This is a genomic window from Lentzea sp. NBC_00516 (assembly GCF_036346835.1).
GTDB classification, from domain to species: Bacteria; Actinomycetota; Actinomycetes; order Mycobacteriales; family Pseudonocardiaceae; genus Lentzea; species Lentzea sokolovensis.
In genome coordinates this window covers 4,059,171-4,083,282 of record NZ_CP107840.1, presented here as the reverse complement: position 1 = coordinate 4,083,282, position 24,112 = coordinate 4,059,171, and the positions used below count along the sequence as shown (strand labels likewise).

Genomic DNA, 24,112 nt, shown 5'->3' with positions numbered 1-24,112 from the left:
TCCGTTCATGTCGCTCTCTCGTCGTGGGTTCATGGCTGCCGTCGCCGCAGCCGGTGCGGGCACGCTGCTGCCACCGTCGGTGTATGCCGCGTTGGCCCGTGAGCCTCGTACGGGAGGGTTGCGCGCGATCAAGCACGTCGTGCTGTTGATGCAGGAGAACCGTTCGTTCGACCACTACTTCGGGACCCTTCGCGGCGTGCGCGGGTTCTCCGACCGCAATGCGCTGAAGGGCGTGTTCAACCAGTCGGGCGTGCTGCCGTTCCCGGTGCGTGAGGCGGCGTCCGGCCGTGACATCCAGTACATCGGTGACCTGGACCACAGCTGGAATGGCGGGCACTCGGCGTTGCGCGGCGGGTGGAACGACAACTGGGTGCCGGCGAAGACCGGGGCGACGATGGCGTTCTACACGCGCCAGGACATCCCGTTCCACTACGAGCTCGCGGACACGTTCACGCTGTGCGACGCCTACCACTGCTCGGTGCCGTCGTCGACCTCGCCGAATCGGAACTACTGGGTGTCCGGGTACACGGGCTTCGAGCCGTCCGGCGGCCGTGCGACCGGCAACGCGGCCTACAGCGAGGACACCCACACGGGGTACACGTGGAAGACGTACCCGGAACGCCTCGAGGCGGCCGGGAAGTCGTGGCGCGTGTACCAGGAGTGGGACAACTTCCAGGACAACAACCTGGAGTTCTACCTGCGGTTCAAGGAGATCGCGCGCAAGGTGCTGCCCGCCGGGTTCAAGTCGCTGGACAAGCTGTACGGGACCGGCGACCCCGCGCTGATCGGCTCGCTGGACCTCTCGAAGCTCTCCGCCGCGGAGAAGTCGCTGTACTCGCGCGGACTCCACCGGGTGAAGCCCGGCGGACTGGGGGAGACGTTCCGCGCGGACGTCGCCGCGGGCCGGTTGCCCGCCGTGTCGTACCTGGTTCCGTCCTCTGTGGACTCGGAGCACCCCGGCGCGTCGTCGCCCGCCGCCTCCGCCTCGATCACCTACCAGGTGCTGGACGCGCTGGCGTCCAACCAGGAGGTGTGGGAGTCGACGGTCCTGTTCATCACCTACGACGAGAACGACGGCTTCTACGACCACGTGCCGCCGCCGCGCCCGCCGTTGTCCGTTGCCGACGAGTACGTGGGCGACCGGCCGTTGGGGCTGGGTGCGCGCGTGCCGATGACGGTCGTCTCGCCGTGGTCCGTCGGCGGTTACGTGAACTCGCAGGTGTTCGACCACACGTCGATGACGCGGTTCCTGGAGAAGTGGACAGGGGTGCGGTCGGAGGAGATCTCGGCGTGGCGCCGGACCGTCGCCGGTGACCTGACCTCGGCGTTCGACTTCGACAAGCGCCGGACGTGGCCCGAGGTCGGCGAACCCGCCGCCGCGCCGCCCGCGACGCCGCGCTGGCGTCCCGCGCCTCCGTCCGAGCAGAAGATGCCGGAGCAGGAGCCTGGACGGCGACGTGCGCGCGCTCTGCCGTATCAACCTGACGCGTCGTTGCGCGGGTCGTCGCTGGAGATGTCGAACTCCGGATCGGCGTCCGTGCACTTCGCGCTGTACCCGTACTCGGGCCAGTTCGCGCTGCCGCAGCACTTCGACGTCACGTCGTCGGCATCGCTTGAGGTCACGGGTGATCACGACCTCGTGCTGCTGGGGCCCAACGGCTTCCGTCGTGAGTTCGCTGGGTCTTCCTCTGACCGTGCACGCGTCTCGTCGTCGGTGCGTGGATACAGCCGTGTGCTGACGTTGACGTTCGAGAACAGCGGGTCGTCACGGCTGACGTTCGTGCTGGGGCAGCGTCGTTACGTTGTGAGGCCAGGACATCGTCACGTCATCCCATGGCTGACGGTCATGAACTCCGGCTGGTACGACCTGACGGTGACCGTGGAGGAGGAGCCCCGGTTCCGCCGCCGTTTGTGCGGTCACATCGAGAACGGCCAGGAGTCGATCTCCGGATAACGTTGCCCCCGTGGAGATCAAGGGGGACGAGATCCGGCGGCGGATGATCGAGCACGACTTACTGGACCCCGGCGGGTTCGTGCTCGTCGGGGCCAAGATCACCGGTCAGCTCGACCTGTCCGACGTCGTGGCGAAGAAACCGCTGGTGCTGCGCGACTGCACGACCGAGCAGCCGGTGCTGCTCGACCGGGCGCAGTTCTCGCAGCTGGACCTGCGCGGCCTGACCGCGCCCGCCGTGCACGCGCGGGGCCTGACCGTGGACCACAACCTCGGCCTGAGCGGCGCCCGCCTGTCCGCCGCGGAGTCGATCGACGCGCTGCACATGCGCATCGGCGGCAGCGTCTATCTGGACGACGGCTTCCACGCCGCGGGTTCGGTGACGCTGAGCGGATCCCAGATCTCGGCGGTGCTGATGTGCGCCGGCGCCCGTTTCGAGGCGGGGCTCGTGCTGGTCGACCTGCGGGTCGGCGACGGGATCTTCCTGTCCCAGGGGTGCGACGTCTCGGGCGGAGGCGTCCACGCGTCGGTGCGCCTGCGCGGGACACGGGTCGACGGCCAGCTCATCTTCCGGGACGGCCGGGTCAGCTCACCGGATGTCGCGTTGGACCTGCGGCATGTGCGTGTGGGCAAGGAACTGTTCCTGCCGTTCGACGGCGTCGATGGCAAGGCACAGCTCGAAGGCCTCACCTACGAGGGCCTGCCACGAGACGCCACTGTGGACGAATGGCTCTCGTTCCTGGCGACCCGCACGCTGCGCTACTCGACGCAACCGTGGACCCAGCTCGCCGCCGCCCACCAGGCCGCCGGCCACGAACGCGACGTGCGACGGATTCGGGTGGCCCAGCAACGCGACCTGCGCCGCCGCGGCCAGCTGTCGAGGTGGGGCCGGGCCTGGCACCTGATCCGGGGCGTGACCGTCGGGCACGGCTACCGCCCGGGCCTCGCACTCGTGTGGCTGGCCGGCGTGCTCGCCGTGTCCGTGGGTGTGGTGTTGATCTCCGGCGCCGTCCGCTGCTCGACGGTGGAACAGGTCGGCTATGCCCTGAACGTGGCGACACCGCTGGTCAAGGTGGACGCCGCCCGCTGCACGGTCGACGCGGGCGCGGCCTCTGGACAGGTGGTCCTCGCGACGACGTGGCTGCTGCAGATCCTGGCCTGGGCGTTCGCGACCCTGTTCGTGGCGGGCTTCACCGGTTTGGTGAGGCGCAACGCGTGACTGTCGGGGGTGTCTGATACACCAGGAGGCATGAACGCGAAGACCGGAGCGAGAAAAGGGGAGCGGGTCCCCGCGGAGTCGCTGCCGGTCGCCCGGATCGTGGTGGACGTGCCCCTGGCCCACCTGGACCGCCCCTTCGACTACTCGGTTCCGTCCGAACTGGACGAATCCGCCGTCGCGGGCTGCCGCGTGCGGGTGAGGTTCGCGGGCCAGCTCGTCGACGGCTACCTGCTGGAGCGCGCCGAAACCTCGGAGTACGGCAAGAAACTGGCCTTCATCGAGAAGGTCGTGTCACCCGAACCGGTGCTGGCGCCCGAGATCGCCACCCTGGCCCGCGCCATCGCCGACAGGTACGCGGGCGGCATGATCGACGTGCTGCGCCTGGCCATCCCGCCCCGGCACGCCCGAGCCGAGGCTGCCGCGTCAGTGGAGCCGCCGCCGTTGCCCCAGCTTCCCGCATGGGTGGGGCAGCAGCCGGCCGACGCGGCACAGACCGGAGCCGCGCCACAGGCCGTGGTGGCCTCGCAGACCGCAGCGGACTCACATGCCGAAGCCGTGCCGCAAGCCGTGGTGGCCGCACAGCCCGGGGTTCCGCAGGCCGCAGCGGATTCACCTGCCGAAGCCGCCTCGCATCCCGAAGCCGCCTCGCATCCCGAAGGCGCCTCGCATCCCGAAGGCGGCCCTTCGACCGGAGCCGTTACCCACACCGAGGCTGTCTTGCGGGCCGAGGCTGCCCCACCGACCGAGGCCCGGCAGACCGGAGCGGGCCCGCAGCCCGAAGAGCCGCGTCCCGCAGCAGCCTCGCAGACCGAAGCCGCCGTGCACCCTGAGGCCGACTCTCCGGTCGGGGCCGCCCCTCGTTCCGAAGCTGCCCTTCAGCCCGGGGTTCCGCAGGCTGCGGGGGGCTCGCGGGCCGCCGTACCGCATCCCGAACCCGCCGCGCATCCCGAAGCGGTCCCGCCGACCGAAGCTGCCCCGCCGACCGAAGATGCCCCGCCGACCGAAGATGCCCCGCCGACCGAAGCTGCCCCGCAGACTGGAGCTGCTCCGCAGGCAGGGGTCCCGCCGACCGCAGCGGCCTCGCAGCCCGGAGCAGCCTCGTCGGCCGAAGCCGCTCCGCAGTCCGAGGCGGTGGCCGCGCGTTCGCAGCTACCGCCCGTCCCCGCCGACGCCTGGGCGCGCTATCCCCGCGGCGCCAAGTACCTGGAGGCCCTGCACGAGGGCCGGCCCGCGCACGCCGTGTGGCAGGCGCTGCCCGCCGAGGACTGGCCCGCGCGGCTGGCGGAGGCGGCCGCCGCTGTCGCGTCGTCCGGGCGTGGGGTGGCCATCGTCGTTCCCGACCACCGCGACCTCGCCCGTGTCGCGGAGGCGTGTGCTGAGCTGATCGAAGGCGTGGTGACGCTGTCGGCCGACCTCGGGCCGTCGGAGCGCTACAAGCGCTGGCTGGCCGTGCGCCGGGGTGTGGCGCGGGTCGTGGTCGGCACGCGGGCCACGGCGTTCGCGCCGGTCAAGGATCCCGGCCTGCTCGTCGTGTGGGACGACGGTGACGATCTGCACGTCGAGCAGCGGTCGCCGTATCCGAACGTGCGTGACGTGCTGGTGCAGCGCGCGCACATGACGGGGGCCGCGCTGCTCATCGGCGGGTTCGCTCGCACCGCCGAGGCGCAGTTGCTGGTCGAGACAGGCTGGGCGCACGAGATCGTGGCGTCGCGCGAGACGTTGAGGTCCGTCGCGCCGCGTGTGGTGTCCGTGGGTGACAACGAGTGGCAGGACGTCAAGGACCCTGCCGCCCGCACGGCTCGGCTGCCGTCCATCGCGTTCGACGCGGCCCGGTTCGCCCTCACCGACTCGCCGGTGCTGATCCAGGTGCCGCGCCGTGGTTACGTGCCGTCGCTCGCCTGCGGTCAGTGCCGCGGGCCTGCCCGGTGCCGCCGGTGCGCGGGGCCGCTGGCGTTGCCCGGCGGGACCGAGGACGGGCTGCCGAAGCCCGCCTACTGCCGGTGGTGCGCGGCGACGGAGGCGGCGTTCCGGTGCCCCACGTGCGGGTCGCGCAAGCTTCGCGGGCAGATCATCGGGGCCAGGCGCACGGCGGAGGAGCTCGGGCGGGCGTTTCCCGGGATCCAGGTGCGGACCAGCGGCGCGGACGAGGTGCTGACCAAGGTGCCGGGCAAGCCGTCCCTGGTCGTCGCGACGCCGGGCGCCGAACCCGTGGCCGAGGGCGGCTACGGTGCCGTGCTGCTGCTCGACGGGTGGGCGTTGCTGGGCAGGGCCGACCTCCGCGCCGCCGAGGAGGCGCTCCGGCGGTGGATGACGGCCGCGGGCCTGGTGCGGCCCGGCAACGGGCGAGTGGTCGTGATCGCGGACTCGTCACTGACTCCGGTGCAGGCCCTGGTGCGGTGGGACCCGGTGTGGCACGCCGCCACCGAACTCGCCGCGCGGACCGAGCTGGGCTTCCCGCCGGCGGTCCGGATGGCGACCGTCGACGGAACCCCGGACGCGGTGAACGCCATGCTCGACGAACTCCGGTTGCCGCCCACCGGCGAGATCCTCGGCCCGGTGCCGCTGGGCGACGACGAGACCAAGGAACGAGCACTGGTGCGGGTATCGCGCGCCGAAGGCCGTCAGCTGGCCGCCGTGCTGGCTGACGCGCAGGCCGTGCGGACGGCGCGCAAGGAACAGGAACTGGTGCGCATCAAGCTCGACCCGCTGGAGGTCCTGTAGGCGCTCAGTTCGCGAAGTGGGAGCGCAGGCCGGCGATGTGCTCGCGGATGTCCTCGTCGGTCAGCTTCTCGTACTCGAGGTACTCGCTCATGTAGGTCATGAGGTCACCGCGTTCGGGGTGCTCCTCACCCGCGATCACGTGCGCCGTCGTGCCCGCGATGCCCGCGGGGAACAGCAGGAAGCCGTCGAGGCCCGCCATCGTGTCGAAGGAGGCGTTCTTGGCCTCCCACAGGGCCCAGACGTCCTCTTCGCGGCCGCATTCGGCGAGCAGCAGGGCGGCGAGCACCAACGCCTCGCGCACGCCCCAGCCCTCCTGGTGCGCGGCGGTCTCCTCGGCCAGCAGGTGGCGCAGCAGGCCGGCGTCCTCATCGCGGCGTTCGCGCAGCAGGAGGTGCAGCGCGTCCTCGCGGTCGGCCTCGTCGAGCGGGGTGTTCGTGAAATCGGTTCGCAACTGATCAAGATCGATCGACACGCCCGCACCTTAGGCCTTCCTCAAGGGGTGTTGCCATCCGGTCACAACGGAGTAGAAGTTTCCGCATGTTGCGAACGGTTGCCGCACTGACGCTCTCCGTCGTACTGGTCGCTCCTGCCCCGGCAGGAGCGGCGGAGTCATCGCCACGCGTGCCCGAGCAGGTGGGCTGGGGAGGCGCCGTTTCGAGCGTCGACCCCGACGCGTCCCAGATCGGCATCGACGTGCTCCGCCGCGGTGGCAACGCCGTCGACGCCGCCGTCGCCACCGCCGCCGCGCTCGGCGTGACCGACCCGTTCAGCGCGGGCATCGGTGGCGGCGGGTTCTTCGTCCACTACGACGCCCGCACCGGCCGCGTGTCCACTTTGGACGGCCGGGAGACCGCGCCGCGGTCCGCGACCGACCAGCTCTTCGTGGAGAACGGCCAGCCCCTGCCGTTCGCCGAGGCGATGACCAGCGGCAAGTCCGTCGGCGTCCCCGGCACGCCCAAGACGTGGCAGCAGGCGCTGCGCAAGTGGGGCACGCTGAACCTGCGTGAGGCCATGGCGCCCGCGGAAGCGTTGGCACGGCGTGGTTTCACCGTCGACCAGACGTTCAACTCGCAGATCACGAACAACGCCGCCCGCTTCGCCGACTTCACCTCGACCCGAGACCTCTACCTGCCCGGCGGCCAGGCGCCCGCGGTCGGCAGCACGTTCCGCAACCCGCAGCTCGCCGACACCTACCGCGAGCTCGCCCGCACCGAACTGGCGTCGCTGTACGGCGGCGCGGTCGGCCGCGATCTCGTGAAGGCCGTGCAGAAGCCGCCGGTCGTGCCCGGCTCGACCCGCAACGTCCGCGCCGGCGACATGCAGCTCTCCGACCTGGTTCGCTACCAGGTCGAACGCCGCGACCCGACGCGCACCAGCTACCGCGGCCTCGACGTCTACGGCATGGCGGCGCCGTCGTCCGGCGGCACGACCGTCGGTGAGGCGCTCAACATCCTCGAGTCGACCGACCTGTCGAAGGTCTCCGACGTCGAGTACCTGCACCGCTTCATCGAGTCGACCAAGCTCTCCTTCGCCGACCGCCTGCGCTGGGTGGGCGACCCCGCCTTCTCCCGCGTGCCGACCGAGGGCCTGCTCTCGCAGAAGTTCGCCGACAGCCGCGCGTGCCTGATCAAGCCCGACGCCGTGCTGCCCGCCCCGCAGCCCGCCGCGGACCCGCGCAACCCCCAGGCCTGCCAGGCCACCGCCGGAATCTCTGCCCTGCGCGAGGACGCCGAACGCACCACGCACCTCACGACGGCCGACCGCTGGGGCAACGTCGTCGCCTACACCCTCACCATCGAGGCGGAGGGCGGCAGCGGCATCGTCGTGCCGAACCGCGGCTTCCTGCTCAACAACGAGCTCACCGACTTCGAGTTCGTCGCCCCGACCGCCGGCGTCCCGCACCCGAACCTCCCCGGCCCCGGCAAGCGCCCGCGCTCGTCGATGGCCCCGACAATCGTCCTCGACCACGGCAAGGTCGTGCTCGCCGTCGGCTCACCGGGCGGCGCCACCATCATCACCACGGTCGCCCAGATCCTGACCGCTCGCCTGGACCGCAAGATGTCCCTGCTCGACGCCGTCGCGGCCCCCCGCGCCTCCCAGCGCAACGCCGCCACCACCCCGGCGGAGGCCGCGTTCCTCGCCGCCTCGACCACCGCGGGCCTGCAGGCCATCGGGCACAGGTTCAGCCAGAACGCCGAGATCGGCGCCGCCACGGCCGTCGAACGGGCCAAGGACGGCCGCTGGCGCGCGGTCGCCGAGCCGACGCGCCGCGGAGGCGGCGCGGCCCGTGTGGTGAAGGTGGGCTGACCCCGCAGCACCAGTACGCCGAAGGGACGGGTCGCGTGACGGCCCGTCCCTTCGGCGTGGGCGGCGCTGCCGGTTCGCGCAGTGAGCGCGCGGCCGGCTACTTGTTGGTGCGTCCGTCGATGCGTTCGCGGAGCAGGTCGGCGTGGCCGTTGTGCTGCGCGTACTCCTCGATCAGGTGGATGTAGAGCCAGCGCACCGAGATCTCGCCCACCCGTTCGTGCAAGAAGATGTCGTCGAGGTCCCGCGTGGCCGCCGCCGCGCGGCACTCGGCCATCTCAGCCACGAGCTCCGCGTACTCGGCCTCGGCGCGGTCCGGATCGAGGCCCTCGAAGGCGCCGTCCCAGTCGCCCGGCACGCTGTGCCGGGCCTTCACGTCCTGGCCCGCCAGACGGACCCGGAACCACACGCGCTCCACGTCCGCGAGGTGGCGAATCAGGCCCAGCAGGCTCATGTTCGACGGCGGCGCGGAGGCCTCGGCCAGTTGCTCGCCGGTGAGTCCCGCGCAGTTGCCCAGGAACGTGGCTCGATGGCGGTCGAGCCACGCCTCCAGCATCGGGCGTTCCGCTCCGAGGAGTGGTTCGTCGGTGATGTCGACTTCAGGTGCGGTCCAGGTCATGGCTCCATGATCACTTGAGCTCGCCGTCGTAGGCGACTTCGTTGTTCTCGTCACGGACGACCACGTGCAGGCGGCCGGGATCGAGCGGATCGTCAGGCTTCTTGAGGTCTTCGCGCCCGTCCTTGAGGGGGACGTTCGCCAGGAAGAAACCGTCCGCCAGCTCGGCGGTGACGGCAGGACCGTCGCGGTCCGACACTTCGACGGATCCGGTGCAGCGGCCAAGGCGCCCGATGACGGTGTACTGCCCGACGGACAGAATCGCAGCCCCGTGGTTGATCACATCGGTCGGTGCCTGTGCGATCAGGTACGGCTCGTCGGGTTCTTCCTGCACATCGTCGATGATCGAGAAGGGCTTGGTCGCGGTTGTGCTGTAGAAGGAGCAGTACCCGAACTCGGCGTCGCCGCGGCGAGCGAGAAGCGCACCATTCCACTCCTCGAGTCCCGTAGCGATGACGGGTTCCCATTTCTCCAGTCGTTCGGCATGCACCCCGGTCTCTTCCCACGCTTTGTCCGTGCACTTGGCGAGGATGTTCACCAGTGACTTCCTGTCGGGGTCGCCGCTCTCGAAGCTCTCCTTGATGGTCGCGGAGTGCGCGCTGACCGGCGGCGTCTTCTCGGGCCGATCGTCGAAGAACAGCGTTGGCGTCGAATCGAGCACGCCCCAGATCTCGATGATGAAGAAGCTCGGCGTGACCACGCTGTCGTTGAAGGCTTCAGGGTCCAAGGCGGGCTCCACCCACGGGGGAGTGTCGACCCGGTCTCTCCTCGCGGTGGTCGTGCCCTTCGGGGGCACGCCGGCGATGATCTTGTTCGAGCGGTAGGTGATCGAACCCTCCTGCAACGCGACGGGCTTGAAGCGCTGCTCCGCGACCATGGCCCTGGAACGGGTGAGCTCGCAGAAGCGGTCGTCCGTGCCGTGCAGGACCTTGCGCAGGCCGAAGACGGCCATCTCGGTGGACTGCCAGTTCTGGTCTTCCAGCGCGGTGCGGCAGCGTGCCAGGTCCTGATCGGAGGGGGTGACGACGCGCACGTGGCCAGGGCCGACCTGGTGGCTGGACGACTGCGTGACGGCCACACCGCCCGCGATGAGGAGCGTCACCCCCGCGGCGACCGCGAGAGGTGCGCGGCTGCGGCGCGTGCGGACGGCGGCCGGTTCGGCGAAGTCCGGGCGCATGCGCTCCTTGACGTCGGCGGGGAGTTCGCGGCGGGGCGGCAGGTCGAAGGCCATCACTCCACCTCCAGGGTGTCGTAGGAGAGTTGCTTGCGCAGACGGGCACGAGCGCGGGAGATTCGGGAGCGGACGCTTCCCTCGGCGACCCCGAGGGCCTCGGCGGCGTGCGCGACGGACAGTTCGCCGAACAGCACGAGTTCCACGGCCTCACGTTCGGCGCGGGGGAGGCGTTCGACCGCCTCCAGCACCTGGCGCAGGCGGGCCTCGTGGTCGAGCGATGCCACCACGTCGTCGGCGTGGTCGCGCTGCACCTCGTTGCGCGGCACGCGGTGCAGCAGCCGGGTGAACCGCGCTTTGCGGCGGAACTCCGAACGCGCCAGGAAGCCCGCGACGGTGAACAGCCACGGCAGCGCGCTGTCCCGCACGAGCGTCATCTCTGCGCGGCGGCGCCACGCGGTCATGAACGTCGCCGACGTCAGGTCCTCCGCCGTCGACCACGACGCCGTCAGGCGGTACGCGTGGTTCCACACCGCCTCGGCGTAGCGGTCGTAGAGCTCGCTGAACGCGTGCTCGTCGCCGCGTGTCCACAGTTCGGCGTCCGACGGGGCGTCGTCGCGCACGCCGGCCGCCCCCTCCCAGATCGGTCGCATCAGCCTCATGACCTGTTGGTGTCCACCTTCCGGCCGAGTGTTGCACCCGATCTTCCTACCTCGGGCTGACACAGCCTCGATACTCCGAGCCGATGTGAGCTGACCTGCGCGAACGGCACAGTTGACCGCATGACGACGACCACTGTTACCGGCACCCAGACGGCCCACATCGACTTCCACGCGCTGCTGCGGCCCGTGCTGACGGCGCTGCGCTTCACCGGCCACTTCGTCGTGGCGCTGCTGGGCGTGATCTTCCTCGGCAGCGCGTCCGAGCACTGACCGCGCTCCTCGTAGACTGACCTCCAGTCCACACGAGGAGCATTGCGTGACCGTCCAACCCATCCGCCTGTTCGGCGACCCAGTGCTGCGCACCGCGGCCACCGAGGTCACCGACTTCGACAAGGAACTGCGCACCCTGGTCAAGGACCTGTGGGACACGATGCAGGACGCCGGCGGAGCAGGACTCGCCGCGCCTCAGCTCGGTGTTGGACTGCGCGTGTTCACGTACCACTGCGACGGTTTCGCGGGTCACCTCATCAATCCCACCTGGGACGTGGTCGGCGAGGAGATGCAGGACGGCTCCGAGGGCTGCCTGTCCATCCCCGGCATGTCGTGGGACTGCAAGCGCCACCTGCACGTGGTGGCCAAGGGCTGGAACATGCACGGAGAGCCCGTCGAGGTCGAAGGCACCGAGACGCTGGCCCGCTGCATCCAGCACGAGTCGGACCACCTCGACGGAGTGCTGTTCCTCGACCGCCTCGACGCCGACACCCGCAAGCTGGCCATGCGGGAAATCCGGCAGTCCGAGTGGTTCGACGGTACGGTCCCCACCTTGAAGCAGAGCCCGCACCCACTCTTCGGCAGGTCCAGCTGACCATGCGACTCGTGTTCGCCGGTACGCCCGAGGTCGCACTACCCTCGCTGCGCGCCCTCATCGACTCCCGCCACGACGTCATCGCCGTGGTCACCCGCCCCGACGCCCCCTCCGGCCGAGGCCGCAGGCTCGAGCGCTCCCCGGTCGGCGCGCTCGCCGACGAGCACGGCATCGAGGTCCTCACGCCGGCCAAGGCGGGGGAACCCGAGTTCCTGGATCGCCTGCGCGCGCTGGAACCCGACCTCTGCCCGGTCGTCGCCTACGGCAACCTCCTTCCCCAACGGACGCTCGACGTCCCGAAGTTCGGCTGGGTCAACCTCCACTTCTCCGTGCTGCCCGCGTGGCGCGGCGCCGCGCCGGTGCAGGCCTCCGTGCGCAACGGCGACGACATCACGGGCGCCTCGACGTTCCGCATCGTGAAGGAACTCGACGCGGGCCCGGTGTTCGGCGTGGTGACCGAGAAGGTGCGCGACCGCGACACCTCCGGCGACCTGCTGACCCGGTTGTCCCTCTCGGGAGCCGACCTGCTGCTGTCCACTGTGGACGGCATCGAGGACGGCACCCTGCGTGCCGTCGACCAGCCCGACGACGGCGTGACCTACGCCGCGAAGATCTCCGTCGAGGACGCGCGCCTCGACTTCACCACGCCCGCCACGGCCGTCGACCGCCTGGCGCGCGCCGTGACACCGGAGCCCGGCGCGTGGGCCGAGTTCCGGGGAGAACGACTCAAGCTGGGCCCCGTCACGCCGGTCGCCGACGTGACGCTCCCGGCCGGCGAGGTGCTCGTCGAGCGCAAACGCGTGCTCGTGGGCACCGCCACCACCGCCGTGGCCCTCGGTGAGGTCCAGGCGCAGGGCAAGAAGCGCATGGCCGCCACCGACTGGGCGCGCGGCGTGCGGATCGAATCAGGGGAGCGCATCGCATGACGCGCTCCAGGACGAGCTCGGCAGGCGTCGCCTGTGAGCGGCAGGACAGGAACGTGGCGCGCGTGATCCGCGGCGCCGCAGGGGAGCCAGAGACAGTGGAGTACAACGCATGACCGGCCACCCGCGAGGCGCTTCCAAGCCTTCCCGCCCGAGCAGGCCCCACCCGCCGAAGCGGCGCACCGGACCCGCCCGGCCACCCGTGGAGGACCCGGCACGCCTCGCCGCGCTGGAGACCCTGCGCGCCGTGCGGCAGCGTGACGCGTACGCGAACCTGGTGCTGCCGCAGATGCTGCGCGACCGCCGCATCACCGGCCGTGATGCCGCGCTCGCCACCGAACTCACCTACGGCGCGTCCCGGGCCCAGGGCCTGCTCGACGCCGTCATCGAGGCGTGCTCGGACCGTCCACTGTCCGAAGTGGACGGCTCGGCGCTCGACGCGTTGCGGCTGGGCACGTACCAGCTGCTGCGCACCCGGATTCCGTCCCACGCCGCGGTCGCCTCGACCGTCGACCTCGTGCGGGCCGAGCTCGGGTCCGGCGTCGCGGGCTTCGTCAACGCCGTCCTGCGCCGGGTGGCCGAGCAGGACGAGGCCGCGTGGGTCGACGAGCTCGCACCCGACCCGGACACCGACCCGATCGGCAACCTGGCTTTCACCCACGCCCACCCGCGCTGGATCGCGCAGGCGTTCGCGGAGGCCCTCGGCAGCCGCGAGGAAGCGCTGAAGCTGGCTCTCGCGGCCGACGACGCACGCCCGGCCGTGCACCTGGTGGCACGTCCCGGCGAGGTGAGCGCCGACGAGCTCGCCGCCATCACCGGCGGCGACGTGGCGCCGTACTCGCCCTACGGCGTGCACCTGGAGTCAGGCGCGGGCGACCCGGGCGATCTCGAGCCCGTCCGGGAACGCCTCGCCCACGTCCAGGACGAGGGCAGCCAGCTGTGTGCCTTGGCCCTGACGCGCGCGTCGCTCCAGGGCGGTGACAACGGGGGTACCGACGACCGCTGGCTGGACCTCTGCGCGGGCCCCGGCGGTAAGGCCGCCCTGCTGGCCGCGCTGGTCGGCATCGAGGGCGGCGAACTGATCGCCGTCGAGAAGGCACCCCACCGCGCCGAGCTCGTGCGCAAGCTCACCTCAGGCCTGCCGGTCACCGTGGAGGTGGCCGACGGCCTGGAGACCGGCTTCGTCGAAGGAGCGTTCGACCGCGTGCTGGTCGATGCGCCCTGCACCGGTCTCGGCGCGCTGCGCAGGCGCCCGGAGGCGCGGTGGAGGCGCCAGCCCACCGACGTCGGCACGCTCACGAAGCTGCAGCGAGAGCTGCTCACCGAGGCGTTGCGACTGGTGCGGCCAGGCGGCGTCGTGGCTTATGTCGTGTGCTCACCTCATCTCTCCGAGACCGTAGGGGTGGTGACGGACGTCGCGCGGCGGACCGGTGTCGAGGTGCTGGACACGCGGGAGCTCTTCCCGGGAGTTCCGGACCTCGGGGAAGGACCGCACGTTCAGCTGTGGCCCCATCTGCACGGCACCGACGCGATGTTCTGCGCGGTGCTGCGACGCCCTGTTTGAGCGCTCGTGAAGGACGCTAGCGACGGGGTCCGACAGTTCTCGGACCTCGTCGCCCGCAGACCGCACAACGGGTCCGGAGTTCACCTGTCCGGGTGACGAGCGGGGGTACGGTGTGGCAGTGGTCCTGGTGACCGGCATGTCCGGCACGGGCAAGTCGACCGCGCTCACCCTGTTGGCGCACAACGGATATCGCACGGTCGACACCGACCACGGCGACTGGATCGACCGCACCGGAGAGCCGCTGTGGCGCGAGGACCGGATCGACGAGCTGATCGCGGAACACGAACGGTCCGGTGAGCCGCTGTTCATCGCGGGCACGGTGGCGAACCAGACGGCGTTCTACGCCAGGTTCGCCGAGATCGTCCTGCTGAGCGCGCCGATCGACACCGTCCTGGAACGCGTCGCGAGCCGAACGGGCAACCCGTTCGGCAAGACGGCAGAAGAGCGGAACCGGATCATCGCGGACACGCGCGAGATCGAGCCGCTGCTGCGCGAGTCGGCCACCGTCGAGATCGACACCAGACAGCCGCTGAACGCCGTGCTCGACCAGCTCGCCGCACTGGCGGGAGCACCCGACCTAAGATCGTCCACATGACACGTGGGCTGCTCGGACTGGTCGCGTCGGGCTGCGGCGGGGTCGAAGGCTGGTTCCGCACGGAGCTCGCCGAGCCCGCCGCGCGACGGGGGTGGCGGCTGGCCATCACGTTCACCCCGGCCGTCGTCCCGTGGTTCCAGGAATCGGGGGAACTGGACGAGCTGCAGGCGCTCACCGACCTCCCGATCCGCTGGGAGCCGAGGATGCCGAGCCAGCCCAAGCCCTACCCCACGCCTGACGCGTTCATCTTCGCCCCCGCCAGCGCGAACTCGGTGGCCAAGCTGGCCCTGGGCATCGGCGACAACCAGGCGCTCACCGCGCTGAACGAGGCCATCGGCGTGGAGAACTGCAAGGTCGTCGTCCAGCCCCAGGCCAACGCGGACAAGCGCCGTCACCCGATGTGGGAGACGCACGTCACGACGCTCACCAATGCGGGTGTCGTAGTGGTCACCGACGAGCCTCCCGGCAGGCTGCTCGACCTGCTGGACACCTAGACTTCACCCTTGTGGTCCACACGCCGATGATCGCCCCCAGCATCCTGTCCGCCGACTTCGCGCGCCTCGCCGACGAGCTCGCCGCGGTGCCCACCTCGGACTGGATCCACGTCGACGTCATGGACAACCACTTCGTGCCGAACCTGACGCTCGGCCTGCCGGTGGTGAAGTCGCTGCTCAAGGTGACCGACATCCCGATCGACTGCCACCTGATGATCGACGACCCCGACCGCTGGGCCATCGGCTACGCGGAAGCGGGCGCGCACAACGTGACCGTGCACGTCGAGGCGGCCGCCGACCCCATCGCGCTGGCCAGGAACCTGAAGGCCGCGGGCAGCAAGGCGGGTCTGAGCATCAAGCCCGGCACGCCGCTGGAGCCGTACGTCGACGTGCTGAAGCACTACGACACGCTGCTGGTGATGTCGGTCGAGCCGGGCTTCGGCGGCCAGAGCTTCATGGCGGACGTGCTGGACAAGGTGCGCCAGGCCCGTCACCTCGTCGACACCGGTCACCTCAAGCTGATCGTGGAGATCGACGGTGGCATCAACGCCGACACGATCGAACAGGCCGCGGAGGCCGGCGTGGACTGCTTCGTCGCGGGATCCGCCGTGTACGACGCCGCCGACCCCGGCAAGGCAGTCGAGGCACTGCGTGCCACGGCGGCCCGCGCCCAGAACATCAGGACCACGTGACACCCGAAGACGCGATGGCGCTCGCCATCGCGGAGAGCGAGCGGGTGCGGGGCATCACCAGCCCCAACCCGCCGGTCGGCTGCGTCATCCTCGACGAGAACGGCAACGCGGCGGGGTTCGGCGGCACGCAACCCGTCGGCGGCCCGCACGCCGAGGTCATGGCGCTCAAGGCAGCCGGATCGAAGGCCCAGGGCGGCACCGCCGTGGTCACCCTCGAACCGTGTTCGCACCACGGCCGCACGCCGCCGTGCGTCGACGCGCTCATCGAAGCCGGCATCAAGCACGTCATCCACGCGGTCAGCGACCCGAACCCGAGGGCGGCGGGCGGCGCGAACCGGCTGAAGGAAGCCGGGATCACCGTCGAGAGCGGGCTCCTCGCGACCGAGGTCAGCCGCGGCCCCCTCAGGGCGTGGCTGCACTACGCGCGCACGGGCCGTCCGCACGTCACGTGGAAATACGCGGCCTCGCTCGACGGCCGGATCGCGGCGAGTGACGGCACCAGCCAGTGGATCAGCTCGGAGACCTCCCGCAAGGAGGTCCACGAGATGCGAGCGAAGCTCGACGCGATCATCGTCGGCACCGGTACGGTCCGGAAGGACGACCCCGCGCTGACGGCCAGGGACATCGATGGAATGCCGTTGCCCCGCCAGCCGTTGCCGGTGGTCGTGGGCATGAGCGACCTGCCGGTCGGAGCGAAGCTCCAGCACACCGCGCTGCACCTGCGCACGCACCACCCGGACGACGTGCTGACCGCACTCGCCGGGCAGGGGGTGGTCGACGTGCTGCTGGAAGGCGGACCGACGCTGGCCGGCGCGTTCTGGCGCGCGGGCAGGATCGACCGCGTGCTCGCCTACATCGCGCCGGTGCTGCTCGGGGACGGTCCCGCGGCGGTGCTGGGAGCGGGCGTGTCAACCATCACGGACGCTGTCCGGTTGACCGTGCAAGACGTCACCATGAGCGGGCCGGACGTGCGGATCAGCGCGGTTCCGGAAAATTAGGAGGAGCGGTGTTCACCGGGATCGTCGAGGAACTCGGCCACGTCGTAGCGACGGAGGACCTGCCGGACGCGGCACGGATCCGCATCGCCGGGCCGATCGTGACCAGCGACGCGAAGCACGGCGACTCCATCGCGGTGAACGGCGTCTGCCTCACCGTCGTTGAGGTCGGCAACGACTCCTTCACCGCCGACGTGATGCGCGAGACCCTTCTGCGCAGCAGCCTCGCGAAGGTCGCCGAGGGCGACCGGGTCAACCTGGAGCGCGCGGCCGCGGTCGGCCAGCGCCTCGGCGGCCACATCGTGCAGGGCCACGTCGACGGCACCGGCACGATTCTCGCGCGGGAGAAGGCCGAGCACTGGGAGATCGTCCACATCGGACTCCCGCCGACCTTGGCCCGTTACGTCGTGGAGAAAGGCTCCATCACGGTCGACGGAGTCTCGCTGACGGTCGTGACCGTCTCCGAGGACCAGTTCACCGTGAGCCTGATCCCGACGACCCTTGAACTCACCACGCTCGGGCGCCGCACGCCCGGCGACGTGGTGAACCTGGAGGTCGACGTGCTGGCGAAGTACGTTGAACGACTGGCGATCCCGCACCTGCGGGCCATCGCGGGCGAGGAGGCCCAGTGAGCACCGACTTCGCCGAGATCGAGCGCGCGATCAAGGACATCGCCGCCGGACGGCCCGTGGTCGTGGTCGACGACGAGGACCGCGAGAACGAGGGCGACCTGATCTTCGCCGCCGAGAAGGCGACGCCAGAACTGATCGCGTTCATGGTCCGCTACACGTCCGGGTACATCTGCGTGCCGCTGACCGAGGACGACTGCGAGCGCCTCGACCTGCCGCCGATGTTCCACACGAACCAGGACGCGCGCGGCACCGCGTACACGGTCACGGTCGACGCGCGTGAGGGTGTCAGCACCGGCATCTCGGCCGCCGACCGCGCCCGCACGATCCGGTTGCTCGCCGATCCGACCTCGAAGTCCACCGACTTCAACCGGCCTGGCCACGTCGTGCCGTTGCGCGCCAAGTCGGGCGGTGTGCTGCGCCGTCCCGGACACACCGAGGCGGCCGTCGACCTGGCGCGGATGGCCGGGTTGTCGCCCGCGGGTGTGCTCTGCGAGATCGTGTCGCAGAAGGACGAGGGCGACATGGCCCGCCGCGACGAGCTGGAGGTCTTCGCGGCCGACCACGACCTCGCGATCATCACGATCGCCGACCTCATCGCGTACCGCCGCCGGGTCGAGACCCAGGTCGCCCGCGCCGCCGAGGCCCGCATCCCGACCGCGCACGGTGTGTTCACCGCGTTCGGTTACGACAGTCTGCTCGACGGCATCGAGCACGTCGCGCTCGTGTACGGCGAGATCGGCGACGGCGAGGACGTGCTGGTGCGCGTGCACTCCGAGTGCCTCACCGGCGACGTCTTCGGCTCGCTGCGGTGCGACTGCGGCCCGCAGCTCGACGCCGCGCTGGAAGCCGTTGCGGCACAGGGCCGTGGCGTCGTGCTGTACATGCGCGGTCACGAGGGCCGTGGCATCGGCCTGATGCACAAGCTGCAGGCCTACCAGCTGCAGGACCAGGGCGCGGACACCGTGGACGCGAACCTGGTGCAGGGCCTGCCCGCCGACGCGCGCGACTACGGCACCGGCGCGCAGATCCTCGTGGACCTCGGCATCAAGTCCATGCGGCTGCTGACGAACAACCCGGCCAAGCGCGTCGGCCTGGAGGCCGGATACGGTCTGCGGGTGCTCGACCGGGTGCCGCTGCCGATCTCCCCGAACCCGGAGAACCTCCGGTACCTGCGCACCAAGCGCGACCGGATGGGCCACGAACTGCACCAGCTCGAGCAGTACGAGACCGTTGTTTCCGCTACGGAGGACCAGGAATGAGCGGCGAGGGCCGTCCGGATCAGGCCAGGCTCGACGGCAAGGGCCTGAGCGTCGCGATCGCGGCGACGCGCTGGCACACCAAGATCACCGACCAGCTCGTCGAGCGCGCCCTCAAGGCCGCCGAGGACGCCGGTTGCGTCGACACGACCGTGGTGCGCGTGGCGGGAGCGATCGAGCTTCCCGTTGTGGTGCAAGAACTCGCGCGTCACCACGACGCCGTGGTCGCGCTCGGCGTGGTCATCCGCGGTGGCACCCCGCACTTCGAGTACGTGTGCGACTCGGTGACGGACGGGCTCACGCGCGTCGCGCTGGACGAGTCGACGCCGGTCGGCAACGGCGTGCTGACGACCAACACCGAGGAGCAGGCACTGGCCCGCGCCGGCCTGCCGGACTCGGTGGAGGACAAGGGGTACGAGGCGACCGTCGCCGCGATCGACACGGCACTGGTGCTGCGCGGCCTGCGTCAGCCCTGGACCGAGCGGGGTTTCGAGTGATGACGTCCATCGTGTTGCGTCCCAAGAAGATCCGCCGCGTCGCGTGGGCGTGCGCGGTCGGTCTCGTCGTCGTGTTCACGATCGTGGGACTGTTGCTGGGTGACACCCCGACCGGCGTGATCTTCCGGACGTCCGACCAGGTCGCCATGATCGTGCTGGGCTTCCTGCTGGCGGGCGGTGTGCTGCTGCTGACCCGTCCCCGCGTCACCGCCGACGCCGAGGGTGTCGACGTGCGCAACGTCGTGACGTCCCACCACTACGACTGGAACGACGTGCTGTCGGTCAGCTTCCCGGACGGCGCCGCGTGGGCCCGGCTGGAACTGCCCGACGACGAGTACATCTCGGTGATGGCCGTGCAGGCCGTGGACCGCGATTACGCCGTTTCGTCCGTGCGCGCGTTGCGCGAGTTGCACAAGGCGGCGCGCGTCTAGACCCAGAAACCGAGGATCGCGCCCGCGAGCGTGAGTCCGACGACGTGATAGCCCGCTCCGATGGCCGCGAAGGTGATCGGGGCGGGCTTCGTCATGTCGTAGGCGCCCGTCACGAACCGGACCGGCAACGCGATGCCGACGCCCACGACGAGCCCGAGCAGGATGCCTTCCATGATGTTGTCGGTCTTCGAGGCGTGGCCGATCATCGCGGTCGCGAGCGTGATGACGAAGCAGGTGAACAGCGGGATGGCGTAGACGGCCGCGCTGGTGTTCTCCGGCGGGCTGAGGTCCCATCCCGCCGCCCGTTGCCAGGCCTTGCCGAAGGCGTACTCCGCGTACCAGACCATGCCCAGCGCGAAGTAGGCGATCGAGGCCACGATGACGGCCAACCAGTTGAGGTCGCCGAGCACGGTCAAGCTCATGAGGGGTCTCCCGCGGTGATCAGGGTGACTTGGCATCGCGGGGTGGACGTTGACCGTTACGAGTGCATTGACGACGAAAGGGCCGCTCACCCTGCGGTGAGCGGCCCTTTCGTCAGCGTTGACTAGCTGCGGACCATCTTGCGCAGCACGTACTGCATGATGCCGCCGTTGCGGTAGTAGTCGGCCTCACCGGGCGTGTCGATGCGGACGACCGCGTCGAACTCGACCTTCGAGCCGTCGGTCTTCGTGGCGACGACGTGCACCGTCGACGGCGTGGTGCCGTTGTTCAGCTCCGTGACGCCGGTGAAGTCGAACGTCTCGGTGCCGTCGAGGCCCAGTGACGACGCGGTGTCGTCCGCCGGGTACTGCAGCGGCAGCACGCCCATGCCGATGAGGTTCGAGCGGTGGATGCGCTCGTAGGACTCGGCGATGACGGCGCGGACGCCGAGCAGCGAGGTGCCCTTGGCCGCCCAGTCGCGCGACGAGCCGGAGCCGTACTCCTTGCCCGCCAGCACGACCAGCGGAACGCCGGCCTCCGCGTACGACACGGACGCGTCGTAGATGGTGGTCTGCGGCGCGCCGTCGGCCAGGAAGTCGCGGGTGAAGCCGCCCTGGACGTCGTCGAGCAGCAGGTTGCGCAGGCGGATGTTCGCGAACGTGCCGCGGATCATCACCTCGTGGTTGCCGCGGCGGGAGCCGTAGGAGTTGAAGTCCTTGCGCTCCACGCCGTGCTCGGTCAGGTACTTGCCCGCGGGCGAGTCGGCCTTGATCGAACCGGCGGGGGAGATGTGGTCCGTGGTGACCGAGTCGCCCAGCAGCGCCAGCACGCGGGCACCCGAGATGTCGGTGACCGGCTTCGGCTCCATCTCCATGCCCTCGAAGTACGGGGGCTTGCGCACGTAGGTGGACTCGCTGTCCCACTCGAACGTGTTGCCGGTCGGCGTGGGCAGCGACTGCCAGCGCTCGTCACCGGAGAACACGTTCTTGTAGCCCTTGGTGAAGCCCTCCGCGGAGATCGAGGTCGAGATGACCTCGGCGATCTCGGCCGGGGTCGGCCAGATCTCCGACAGGTACACCGGCTTGCCCTCGGGGTCGTACGCGAGCGGCTCGGTGGTGATGTCCTTGTCCATCGAACCGGCCAGCGCGTACGCCACGACCAGCGGCGGCGACGCGAGGTAGTTCATCTTGATGTCCGGGTTGATCCGGCCCTCGAAGTTGCGGTTGCCGGACAGCACCGAGACGACCGCGAGGTCGCCTTCCTGCACACCCGCCGAGATCTCGTCCTGCAGCGGGCCCGAGTTGCCGATGCAGGTGGTGCAGCCGTAGCCGACCAGGTGGAAGCCGAGCTTCTCCAGGTACGGCATGAGGCCGGCGCGCTCGTAGTAGTCCATGACGACCTTCGAGCCCGGAGCCAGGGTCGTCTTGACCCACGGCTTGCGCTCGAGACCGCGCTCGACGGCCTTCTTCGCGAGAAGGGCCGCGCCGAGCATCACGGACGGGTTCGAGGTGTTGGTGCACGACGTGATCGCGGCGATCGCCACGGCGCCGTGGTCCAGCTCGAACTCGGCACCGTCGAGGGTGACCTTGACCGGCTTCGACACGCGGCCGGTGGCGCCCTCGGCGGCGGACTGGAACACCTTCGGCGCGCCGGAGCCGTTGCCGCCCTCGTGGATGGCGGCCGGGTCGCTCGCGGGGAACGACTCGTCGACGGCCTCGTCCACACCGGACAGCTCCGGGGAGTCGGTGTGCGCGACGTAGGCGCCCAGAGCCTGGCGGAACGACTCCTTGGCGTTGGTCAGCTCGATGCGGTCCTGCGGGCGCTTCGGGCCGGCGATGGACGGCACGACCGTCGCCAGGTCCAGCTCCAGCGTCTCGGAGAACACCGGCTCACGGGACGCGTCGTGCCAGAGGCCCTGTTCCTTGGCGTAGGCCTCGACGAGCGCGATCTGCTCCTCGGTGCGGCCGGTCAGGCGCAGGTAGTCGATGGTCTCGCCGTCGATCGGGAAGATGCCGACCGTGGAGCCGAACTCCGGCGACATGTTGCCGATCGTGGCGCGGTTCGCCAGCGGCACCGCGCTGACGCCCTCGCCGTAGAACTCGACGAACTTGCCGACGACGCCCTGCTTGCGCAGCATCTCGGTGATCGTGAGCACGAGGTCGGTGGCGGTGGCGCCGGGGGGCAGCTCGCCGGACAGCTTGAAGCCCACGACGCGCGGGATCAGCATGGAGACCGGCTGGCCGAGCATCGCGGCCTCGGCCTCGATGCCGCCGACGCCCCAGCCCAGCACGCCGATGCCGTTGACCATCGTGGTGTGCGAGTCGGTGCCGACGAGGGTGTCCGGGTACGCCTGGCCGTTGCGCACCATCACGACGCGCGCGAGGTGCTCGATGTTGACCTGGTGCACGATGCCGGTGCCGGGCGGGACGACCTTGAACTCGTCGAACGCCGTCTGGCCCCAGCGCAGGAACTGGTAGCGCTCGCGGTTGCGCTCGTACTCCAGGTCGACGTTCAGCTCGAACGCGTCCGGGCGGCCGAAGATGTCGGCGATGACCGAGTGGTCGATCACGAGCTCGGCGGGCGCGAGCGGGTTCACCTTCTCGGCGTCGCCGCCGAGCTGGGTGACGGCCTCGCGCATGGTGGCGAGGTCGACGACACAGGGCACACCGGTGAAGTCCTGCATCACGACGCGGGCCGGCGTGAACTGGATCTCGGTGCTCGGCTCGGCGGCCGGGTCCCAGTTGGCGAGAGCGCGCACGTGGTCGGCGGTGATGTTCGCGCCGTCCTCGGTCCGCAGCAGGTTCTCCAGCAGGATCTTCAAGCTGAACGGCAGACGCTCGGCGCCCTCCACGGCGCTCAGCCGGAACACCTCGTACGAGGCGTCGCCGACGTTGAGCGTGCCGCGGGCGCCGAAGCTGTCCTTGCTAGCTGGTGCAGTCACGTGCAACTCCATAACTGGTGACAGCGCGGTGGTCAGTTCGGGATGGGGGAGAGTCTTCCTCACCTGGTTGACCCCTGCCCCTCGACCCCAAACAGTACGCTTGTCCTGTAAGCCGGTTCAACCCAGGTTGCCCTAAGTCACGAGGCTTCCGTGCCGACCACACCATCGAAGGAACATTTGGAGCCGATCAACCGGCTAGCGTCGAAACCATGCTGAGCGAACTCCAGAGGACGAACATCGGCACCGTCTTCGACGCCCTCGACCACGACCGCAGCGGAGTGATCACGCGCGTGGACTTCGAGGGGCTGGCGCACCGGCTCGCCTACCTGCTCGGTCACCCGCCGGGCACGGACGAGGCGCGGTCGCTGTTCGTCGGCTACGTCGGCTGGTGGGAGCAGATCCGCGGCCAGGCCGACGCGGACGCCGACGGCAAGGTCACCCGCGAGGAGTACGTCGCCGCGGTCGGCCAGGGGCTGCTGGAGGACCCGCACTACCTCGACGCGGTCGCCACCGCCGCCGGGAACCTGTTCGCCGCCGCGGACAAGGACGGCGACGGCATGCTCGACCAGTCCGAGGTGGTCGTGCTGTACGGGGTGGCCGGCATCGCGGAGGAGGTCGCCGCCGGTGCGTTCCGGAGCGTCGACCTCGACGGCGACGGCAGGATCAGCCGTGACGAGTGGCTGGCGGCCGTGCGCGGGGCCTTCGCGAGCAAGGGGCCGGAGGAGATGGGCGCGCATCTGTTCGGCAACTAGCTCAGCAGGACGATCGCGAACGCGATCAGCATCAGCACCTTCAGGCCTTCGAGCGCGATGTAGACCAGGTGTGAGCGGGACTTCGGCGGTGTCTCGCCCGCGATGACGAGCTCGGCCCTGACTTCGAGCCGGGGCCGCAGCACCGTCACCTGGACCACCAGCGTCAGCGCCAGGGCGATCAACAGAACGGTCGCGGCCATCGGGCGCGGGGCCAGTGCGAACGTGATCGCCGTGGCCGCCGCTAGCACGATCTCCGCCGAGTTCAGGGCGCGGAACACGAGCCGGCCGATGCCGAGTCCCAGTGGCAGCGTGATGCCGGGCGCGCGGAACTTCAGCGGTGCCTCGATCGAGATCGCCAGCACCATGCCGAGCCAGATGCACGCCAAAGCGAGCGGAAGCGACGTCATGGGT

At 70.3% G+C, this 24,112-nt stretch carries 23 protein-coding genes and 2 pseudogenes; 18 read left to right on the top strand and 7 right to left on the bottom strand.

The window, feature by feature from the left end; genetic code table 11:
* Positions 1-7: 7 nt before the first annotated feature.
* The 4 genes and pseudogenes from OG205_RS18030 to OG205_RS46805 form a co-directional block, all read left to right on the top strand.
* Complete coding sequence (locus OG205_RS18030) at positions 8-1,954, top strand: phosphocholine-specific phospholipase C (RefSeq protein WP_330277408.1); 1,947 nt, start codon at positions 8-10, stop codon at positions 1,952-1,954.
* 10 nt (positions 1,955-1,964) lie between these two features.
* Positions 1,965-3,170: a hypothetical protein gene (locus OG205_RS18025; protein WP_330277407.1), complete on the top strand. Its 1,206-nt coding sequence runs from the start codon at positions 1,965-1,967 to the stop codon at positions 3,168-3,170.
* Between the two features lie 30 nt (positions 3,171-3,200).
* Positions 3,201-3,503 (top strand): annotated as a pseudogene (locus OG205_RS46810) (primosome assembly protein PriA); the annotation flags it as partial.
* Between the two features lie 777 nt (positions 3,504-4,280).
* A pseudogene (locus tag OG205_RS46805) lies at positions 4,281-5,891 on the top strand (primosome assembly protein PriA); the annotation flags it as partial.
* Between the two features lie 4 nt (positions 5,892-5,895).
* Here OG205_RS46805 and OG205_RS18015 read toward each other — a convergent pair.
* Entirely contained in the window at positions 5,896-6,363 is a 468-nt protein-coding gene (locus tag OG205_RS18015; protein WP_330277405.1) for a hypothetical protein, read from the bottom strand.
* A gap of 65 nt (positions 6,364-6,428) precedes the next feature.
* Here OG205_RS18015 and ggt point away from each other — a divergent pair, with 65 nt between their 5' ends.
* The gene (ggt, locus tag OG205_RS18010) at positions 6,429-8,198 is read left to right on the top strand and encodes a gamma-glutamyltransferase (protein WP_330277404.1); all 1,770 of its coding nucleotides are present in this window, start codon (positions 6,429-6,431) and stop codon (positions 8,196-8,198) included.
* Positions 8,199-8,295: 97 nt separating this feature from the next.
* Here ggt and OG205_RS18005 read toward each other — a convergent pair whose 3' ends face one another.
* Genes OG205_RS18005 through OG205_RS17995 form a run of 3 tightly spaced genes read right to left on the bottom strand, consistent with a single transcriptional unit; the run spans position 8,296 to position 10,635 of the window.
* Positions 8,296-8,814 carry a DinB family protein gene (locus tag OG205_RS18005; protein WP_330277403.1) on the bottom strand — a complete coding sequence of 173 codons (519 nt, stop codon included), beginning with the start codon at positions 8,812-8,814 and terminating at the stop codon, positions 8,296-8,298.
* Positions 8,815-8,824: 10 nt separating this feature from the next.
* Positions 8,825-10,042, bottom strand: coding sequence for a hypothetical protein (locus tag OG205_RS18000; protein ID WP_330277402.1), 1,218 nt, complete (start codon positions 10,040-10,042; stop codon positions 8,825-8,827).
* The gene (locus OG205_RS17995) at positions 10,042-10,635 is read right to left on the bottom strand and encodes an RNA polymerase sigma factor (RefSeq protein WP_442916824.1); all 594 of its coding nucleotides are present in this window, start codon (positions 10,633-10,635) and stop codon (positions 10,042-10,044) included. The genes OG205_RS18000 and OG205_RS17995 overlap by 1 nt, the downstream gene beginning before the upstream one ends.
* Before the next feature lie 129 nt (positions 10,636-10,764).
* Between OG205_RS17995 and OG205_RS17990 the strand changes: the two genes are divergently transcribed.
* The 12 genes from OG205_RS17990 to OG205_RS17935 all read left to right on the top strand — a co-directional run bounded on the left by OG205_RS17990 (position 10,765) and on the right by OG205_RS17935 (position 19,588).
* Positions 10,765-10,914, top strand: coding sequence for a hypothetical protein (locus tag OG205_RS17990; protein ID WP_330277400.1), 150 nt, complete (start codon positions 10,765-10,767; stop codon positions 10,912-10,914).
* A 46-nt stretch (positions 10,915-10,960) separates the two neighbouring features.
* Positions 10,961-11,509, top strand: a complete 549-nt coding sequence (def, locus tag OG205_RS17985) for a peptide deformylase (protein ID WP_330277399.1) — start codon at positions 10,961-10,963, stop codon at positions 11,507-11,509.
* A 2-nt stretch (positions 11,510-11,511) separates the two neighbouring features.
* Positions 11,512-12,435 carry a methionyl-tRNA formyltransferase gene (gene fmt, locus OG205_RS17980; RefSeq protein ID WP_330277398.1) on the top strand — a complete coding sequence of 308 codons (924 nt, stop codon included), beginning with the start codon at positions 11,512-11,514 and terminating at the stop codon, positions 12,433-12,435.
* Between the two features lie 109 nt (positions 12,436-12,544).
* Complete coding sequence (locus OG205_RS17975) at positions 12,545-13,996, top strand: RsmB/NOP family class I SAM-dependent RNA methyltransferase (protein WP_330277397.1); 1,452 nt, start codon at positions 12,545-12,547, stop codon at positions 13,994-13,996.
* 118 nt (positions 13,997-14,114) lie between these two features.
* On the top strand, positions 14,115-14,591 hold the full coding sequence (locus OG205_RS17970) for an AAA family ATPase (protein ID WP_330277396.1): 477 nt from the start codon (positions 14,115-14,117) through the stop codon (positions 14,589-14,591).
* Positions 14,588-15,085 (top strand): flavoprotein, encoded by a 498-nt coding sequence (locus OG205_RS17965; RefSeq protein WP_330277395.1) that lies wholly within the window; start codon positions 14,588-14,590, stop codon positions 15,083-15,085. Before OG205_RS17970 ends, OG205_RS17965 begins: the two co-directional genes overlap by 4 nt.
* Before the next feature lie 26 nt (positions 15,086-15,111).
* Positions 15,112-15,777, top strand: coding sequence for a ribulose-phosphate 3-epimerase (gene rpe, locus OG205_RS17960; RefSeq protein WP_330277394.1), 666 nt, complete (start codon positions 15,112-15,114; stop codon positions 15,775-15,777).
* Positions 15,778-15,791: 14 nt separating this feature from the next.
* Positions 15,792-16,775: a bifunctional diaminohydroxyphosphoribosylaminopyrimidine deaminase/5-amino-6-(5-phosphoribosylamino)uracil reductase RibD gene (gene ribD / locus OG205_RS17955; RefSeq protein ID WP_330278179.1), complete on the top strand. Its 984-nt coding sequence runs from the start codon at positions 15,792-15,794 to the stop codon at positions 16,773-16,775.
* 8 nt (positions 16,776-16,783) lie between these two features.
* On the top strand, positions 16,784-17,404 hold the full coding sequence (locus OG205_RS17950; protein WP_330277393.1) for a riboflavin synthase: 621 nt from the start codon (positions 16,784-16,786) through the stop codon (positions 17,402-17,404).
* Positions 17,401-18,663 carry a bifunctional 3,4-dihydroxy-2-butanone-4-phosphate synthase/GTP cyclohydrolase II gene (locus OG205_RS17945; RefSeq protein ID WP_330277392.1) on the top strand — a complete coding sequence of 421 codons (1,263 nt, stop codon included), beginning with the start codon at positions 17,401-17,403 and terminating at the stop codon, positions 18,661-18,663. Before OG205_RS17950 ends, OG205_RS17945 begins: the two co-directional genes overlap by 4 nt.
* Entirely contained in the window at positions 18,660-19,157 is a 498-nt protein-coding gene (ribH, locus tag OG205_RS17940; protein ID WP_330277391.1) for a 6,7-dimethyl-8-ribityllumazine synthase, read from the top strand. Before OG205_RS17945 ends, ribH begins: the two co-directional genes overlap by 4 nt.
* Positions 19,157-19,588, top strand: a complete 432-nt coding sequence (locus OG205_RS17935) for a PH domain-containing protein (protein WP_330277390.1) — start codon at positions 19,157-19,159, stop codon at positions 19,586-19,588. The genes ribH and OG205_RS17935 overlap by 1 nt, the downstream gene beginning before the upstream one ends.
* Here the strand turns inward: OG205_RS17935 and OG205_RS17930 are convergent.
* Entirely contained in the window at positions 19,585-20,010 is a 426-nt protein-coding gene (locus OG205_RS17930) for a DUF1761 domain-containing protein (RefSeq protein ID WP_330277389.1), read from the bottom strand. The genes OG205_RS17935 and OG205_RS17930 overlap by 4 nt on opposite strands.
* A 122-nt stretch (positions 20,011-20,132) precedes the next feature.
* Complete coding sequence (locus OG205_RS17925) at positions 20,133-22,949, bottom strand: aconitate hydratase (RefSeq protein ID WP_330277388.1); 2,817 nt, start codon at positions 22,947-22,949, stop codon at positions 20,133-20,135.
* Positions 22,950-23,158: 209 nt separating this feature from the next.
* Between OG205_RS17925 and OG205_RS17920 the strand changes: the two genes are divergently transcribed.
* Entirely contained in the window at positions 23,159-23,701 is a 543-nt protein-coding gene (locus tag OG205_RS17920) for an EF-hand domain-containing protein (protein ID WP_330277387.1), read from the top strand.
* Here the strand turns inward: OG205_RS17920 and OG205_RS17915 are convergent.
* A complete protein-coding gene (locus tag OG205_RS17915) occupies positions 23,698-24,108 on the bottom strand; it encodes a hypothetical protein (RefSeq protein ID WP_330277386.1) in 411 nt (136 codons plus the stop codon). The two genes, OG205_RS17920 and OG205_RS17915, sit on opposite strands and share 4 nt — an antisense overlap.
* Positions 24,109-24,112: the final 4 nt, after the last annotated feature.

Bases quoted from the DNA above. Each gene is read 5' to 3' on its own strand.
- OG205_RS18030 (WP_330277408.1), top strand. From the start codon at position 8: ATGTCGCTCTCTCGTCGTGGGTTCATGGCTGCCGTCGCCGCAGCCGGT.
- ggt (WP_330277404.1), top strand. From the start codon at position 6,429: ATGTTGCGAACGGTTGCCGCACTGACGCTCTCCGTCGTACTGGTCGCT.
- OG205_RS18005 (WP_330277403.1), bottom strand. From the start codon at position 8,814: ATGACCTGGACCGCACCTGAAGTCGACATCACCGACGAACCACTCCTC.
- OG205_RS18000 (WP_330277402.1), bottom strand. From the start codon at position 10,042: ATGGCCTTCGACCTGCCGCCCCGCCGCGAACTCCCCGCCGACGTCAAG.
- OG205_RS17995 (WP_442916824.1), bottom strand. From the start codon at position 10,635: ATGCGACCGATCTGGGAGGGGGCGGCCGGCGTGCGCGACGACGCCCCG.
- OG205_RS17990 (WP_330277400.1), top strand. From the start codon at position 10,765: ATGACGACGACCACTGTTACCGGCACCCAGACGGCCCACATCGACTTC.
- fmt (WP_330277398.1), top strand. From the start codon at position 11,512: ATGCGACTCGTGTTCGCCGGTACGCCCGAGGTCGCACTACCCTCGCTG.
- OG205_RS17975 (WP_330277397.1), top strand. From the start codon at position 12,545: ATGACCGGCCACCCGCGAGGCGCTTCCAAGCCTTCCCGCCCGAGCAGG.
- OG205_RS17965 (WP_330277395.1), top strand. From the start codon at position 14,588: ATGACACGTGGGCTGCTCGGACTGGTCGCGTCGGGCTGCGGCGGGGTC.
- rpe (WP_330277394.1), top strand. From the start codon at position 15,112: ATGATCGCCCCCAGCATCCTGTCCGCCGACTTCGCGCGCCTCGCCGAC.
- ribD (WP_330278179.1), top strand. From the start codon at position 15,792: ATGGCGCTCGCCATCGCGGAGAGCGAGCGGGTGCGGGGCATCACCAGC.
- ribH (WP_330277391.1), top strand. From the start codon at position 18,660: ATGAGCGGCGAGGGCCGTCCGGATCAGGCCAGGCTCGACGGCAAGGGC.
- OG205_RS17935 (WP_330277390.1), top strand. From the start codon at position 19,157: ATGACGTCCATCGTGTTGCGTCCCAAGAAGATCCGCCGCGTCGCGTGG.
- OG205_RS17930 (WP_330277389.1), bottom strand. From the start codon at position 20,010: ATGAGCTTGACCGTGCTCGGCGACCTCAACTGGTTGGCCGTCATCGTG.
- OG205_RS17920 (WP_330277387.1), top strand. From the start codon at position 23,159: ATGCTGAGCGAACTCCAGAGGACGAACATCGGCACCGTCTTCGACGCC.
- OG205_RS17915 (WP_330277386.1), bottom strand. From the start codon at position 24,108: ATGACGTCGCTTCCGCTCGCTTTGGCGTGCATCTGGCTCGGCATGGTG.